4 protein-coding genes are annotated in these 4123 nt (G+C 47.4%); all 4 read right to left on the bottom strand.

Annotated features, from left to right (window positions below):
* Positions 1 to 686: 686 nt before the first annotated feature.
* Entirely contained in the window at positions 687 to 1721 is a 1035-nt protein-coding gene (locus C5S62_RS03120) for an endonuclease/exonuclease/phosphatase family protein (protein WP_133159475.1), read from the bottom strand.
* Positions 1714 to 2187: a 23S rRNA (pseudouridine(1915)-N(3))-methyltransferase RlmH gene (rlmH, locus tag C5S62_RS03115; RefSeq protein ID WP_104404009.1), complete on the bottom strand. Its 474-nt coding sequence runs from the start codon at positions 2185 to 2187 to the stop codon at positions 1714 to 1716. The genes C5S62_RS03120 and rlmH overlap by 8 nt, the downstream gene beginning before the upstream one ends.
* A 134-nt stretch (positions 2188 to 2321) precedes the next feature.
* Positions 2322 to 3134, bottom strand: coding sequence for a zinc ribbon domain-containing protein (locus tag C5S62_RS03110; RefSeq protein WP_104404008.1), 813 nt, complete (start codon positions 3132 to 3134; stop codon positions 2322 to 2324).
* A 26-nt stretch (positions 3135 to 3160) separates the two neighbouring features.
* Positions 3161 to 3946 (bottom strand): Nif3-like dinuclear metal center hexameric protein, encoded by a 786-nt coding sequence (locus C5S62_RS03105; protein ID WP_104404007.1) that lies wholly within the window; start codon positions 3944 to 3946, stop codon positions 3161 to 3163.
* Between the last annotated feature and the right edge of the window lie 177 nt (positions 3947 to 4123).

Genomic DNA, 4123 nt, shown 5'->3' with positions numbered 1-4123 from the left:
ACTACCATCACAACAGACTATCCGGAACTGAACCGCAGAAGCGGAAAGGGAAGACGACAAGAAACCGGCCATAAGGAAAATCTTTTTCATGTCGTTTAAGGTATTAAAAGGTTGATAAAAATAATTAACAATCGCAATATAGCCATTTATTTTCAACGAAACAAAATATTCCCAACATTTTCAAACAAAAAAAATAAAAACATCACGAAAAACAAACAAATATCAAGAAAATCCCCTTAAAATAGCAGCATTATGTATAACCCCACACATGACACGAAAAACATTACAAACCATCCTTTACATTAATAAAAGTAAATATTCATTTAATAAAACTTGTTCCGACAATTGATATTTTCAGCTGGGCAGGCAGCTAAGCGGACTGAAAAAGCCACCTCACAATGAGGGGAATAAGGATATTCTTTACAACTTGCGATGAAAAATAAATAGCAATACCTGGATTTTTAACGGCTATACGGGCTTTTCCAATAGAAAAGGATCTAAGTAGAAAGTAACCTTAAACTATTACCTTCTACTTTAGAGACAAAGATACAATACCATCAAACCAAGAGCACAAAATATAAATGACCGGTAACATTCCATGACATTTGTTATGCCCAACAAGGATAAGAAACGGAAAAACACCTACAAAAAACGTCACGTCCACCCTGACAGACAGCCTCGCAGCTTCAACGATAAAACAAATCGAGTATCAGCGGCAGATGGTCGCTGTAACCTCCCTTATAGATAGGTCCGAGAAAAGTGCGCCGAAGTTTTACTCCGCCATGAACCGCATCGGGTTCGGTGAGAAAAGAAGGAGCAAAAATACGGCAACTGCCGGAAGTAGCATGCAAGGAAAAGGCAGAAGACATCAAATTGCCGCTAACAATCATTTGGTCGAGTTGGTTCCAACGCCCTTGGTACTTGTAAGTACCGCCAATGCCGTCAGACGCTCTGAGACGGTGCGAAAGTACATAAAGCGACATGGGATCAGGAACCTGTCCATTATCAAACGGACGGGCGGCAAGTCCCCGGGTAATGCTTCTGTCGGAACTCTCATCATTAAAGTCGCCCATCAGCAAAAAAGCGGGATGGCACCTCACAGAACAGAGACTGTCGGCTTTCCTACGGATAAATGCGGCCACACGCTCACGATAGCGCGCAGCCGCTTTTGTACCGCCCCGCCTGCTAGGCAAGTGACAAAGGAAAATATCAAGCGTGTCGCCTGTCAGCAGGCGACCGGCGGCGTGCAGCACGTCGCGCGTAGGACGGCCATAGGCTTCATCAAACGGCGGCCGGAAAGTTTCGGCCTTCAACAGTCTGAAACGTGCAGGCTGAAAGAGAAGCGCCACATCAAGCCCGCGACTGTCAGCACTTTTCGTCACCACATAACGATATCCCAAACGGCATAATCTGGTGCGCTCGCAAAGATCACGCACAACCGTATCATTCTCTACCTCACACAGGCCGACAACATCGGCGGGAGCATCGCCACCGGCAGCCGCCAGCACCCGGCAAATCCGTCCCAATTTGGCCCAATAACGCGTAGTGTTCCATCCGCGCTCCGCATGGGGAAGAAACTCATAATCATCGAAACCGTCATCATGACACGTATCATAAAGATTCTCAACATTATAGCACACCACACGAAACCGCTCCGCCTGAGACATCGCGGGGCATACCGCTACAACGAAGTACAGCAAAAGGAAAATGCGCCTACTCATGATGATACGGCTCGCCGCGTAATATAGTCATGGCACGATAACATTGTTCCACAAAGAAGAGCCGTACCATCTGATGTGAAAACGTCATACGCGAAAGCGATATTTTTTCTTTCGCCAAAGCGTATATCTCCTGCGAAAAACCGTAAGGACCGCCTACGATAAAAACCAGCCGGCGCGCCACTACGCTTTGCCGCTGCTGCAAATAGGAGGCAAACTCCACCGAGCGGAACTCGCGGCCACCTTCATCGAGCAGCACCACATGATCGCCCTCACGCAATGTTTTCCGGATAAGTTCACCCTCACGGCTCTTTTGCTGGTCGGCGGTCAGTGCCTTCGTGTTTTTAAGTTCGGGAATGACTTCCATCTCAAACGGAAGGTAATGCCTCATACGGCACTCGTAATCTTTTATAAGGACATCGAGATGCTTGTCTGTGGTTTTGCCCACTACTATAAACTGTAATTTCATTTTAATTGCCTATATTACTCCGCATTGATTCTTCACATAAAAACGAGCACAGCTGTTACAGACGCGACGACTGCAACAGCTGGCTCTAACGGGTGGGGAGGGCGAAGATAACCGCCGCCCTGCACGCAGACATTTTATTTTGCGGCCGTCTTGCGTATACGGCGCTTGGGCTTTTCATCAGCCGCTTTCTCAATCTTGACACCAGCCAAATCGGGATCAATCATAATGCGGCCGCAATATTCGCAAACAATGATTTTCTTACGCATGCGGATATCCAACTGACGCTGGGGCGGGATTTTATTGAAACAACCGCCACAGGCATCACGCTCTACATAAACAATGCCCAAACCGTTACGCGAGTTATTGCGGATACGCTTAAAGGCCGTAAGCAGACGCGGCTCAATGGCCAGCTCAAGATTCTTAGCCTTCTCGCGGAGTTTTTCCTCCTCGGCTTTCGTTTCAGCGGTAATCTCTTCGAGTTCCGATTTTTTGACATCAAGGTCGGCACGGCGTTCTTCAAGCGCCGCCTTGCAATTCTCTATATCGGCTTTCTTGGCCTCAATGGTTCGGGTGGCCTCACCGATGCGCTTGTTCTGAAGTTCCACTTCAAGAGTCTGGAATTCAATTTCTTTGGAGAGCATATCATATTCGCGGTTGTTCTTCACGTCATTAATCTGCTCTTTATAGCGTTCGATAGCCGCTTGCGCCTCTGCTATTTTTCCCTGCTTGGCGGTAATGTCGGCATTCAGACGTTCCACATCCTCATTAAAATGTCCCAAGCGGGTGGTCAGTCCTTCGATTTCAGCGTCAAGGTCTTCCACTTCCTGAGGCAACTCGCCACGCAATGCCTTGAGGCGGTCGATTTCAGTAAGTAAAGTTTGTAACTGATACAAATTCTTCAGTTTTTGTTCTACCGGCATTTCCGCCGTTTCCTTCTTTATTGCCATCTGTTATTGCTATTTTAATTGATTGATTATACCATATAATAGATCGGATTCGTAATGACTGCTGTGATATGGGCGGGCAATGCAGGGAAAACGTCAGACAGGATATCTCTCAAAAGCCCTATCACATGCCGTTCACTCTGGTAATGTCCCAACACACCAATCCATAAATCTTTCTCACGGCCGAAAAACCTGTGATAGCTCATTTCACCCGTAAGAAAAACATCAGCTTCCTTAGCCACAGCTTCGTCGATAAGGAACTCCCCCGCCCCGCCACACAATGCCACGGTTTGCACCGGACGCTGCGGACCCTCGTTGCGCAAAAGGGCCTCCACACCGAAAACATGCTTCACACGACCAAGAAACTCCAGCGGTTGTTCCGCCACCGGCAAGCGGCCAATGGCACCGCTTCCTCCCACACCGCCACTCTGCTCCTGCAAGAAACATACATCCTGCAAACCCAGCATTTCGGCCATGCGCCAATTCACGCCGCCACGGACATTGTCGAGATTCGTGTGGGCTGCATAAATCGCCACGCCATGCCTGATGGCACCGGCCACGCACCGTTCGACCTGCGTCCTGCCGTCAATACATTTCAGACCGCGAAAGAGTAACGGATGATGGGCCACTATGAGATTACACCCCAGGCGTACAGCTTCATCGACCACCGCTTCGGTAACGTCCAAACACAACAAGACCCCTGACACTTCTTCCTTCTCTGTTAATCCTACCTGCAAGCCAGCATTGTCATAACTTTCCTGCAAGGGCAGAGGAGCGAACCGTTCAAGGGCCGTAACGACTTCCTTTATCTTCATGTTTTAATATTTCGGTGCAAAGTTAACATTTTTATGGAAAACAGCAATAGACTTTCCTATGATATTTTACCGTTTACCTGAAGAATCCTCTTCATCAAAAAAACGAGAGAATAACCGGAATATATCAGGATCATACTATTTTAACATTATTTGCTTTCGACCGGAAAATGTATTATC

Origin of the sequence: Prevotella sp. MGM2, from assembly GCF_002933955.1 — a bacterium.
In the GTDB taxonomy this organism is placed as follows: domain Bacteria; phylum Bacteroidota; class Bacteroidia; order Bacteroidales; family Bacteroidaceae; genus Alloprevotella.
This window is presented reverse-complemented; position numbering and strand designations above follow the sequence as displayed.

Excerpts from the sequence above, each read along its gene's own strand:
- C5S62_RS03120 (WP_133159475.1), bottom strand. The coding sequence starts at position 1,721 with ATGAGTAGGCGCATTTTCCTTTTGCTGTACTTCGTTGTAGCGGTATGC.
- rlmH (WP_104404009.1), bottom strand. The coding sequence starts at position 2,187 with ATGAAATTACAGTTTATAGTAGTGGGCAAAACCACAGACAAGCATCTC.
- C5S62_RS03110 (WP_104404008.1), bottom strand. The coding sequence starts at position 3,134 with ATGGCAATAAAGAAGGAAACGGCGGAAATGCCGGTAGAACAAAAACTG.
- C5S62_RS03105 (WP_104404007.1), bottom strand. The coding sequence starts at position 3,946 with ATGAAGATAAAGGAAGTCGTTACGGCCCTTGAACGGTTCGCTCCTCTG.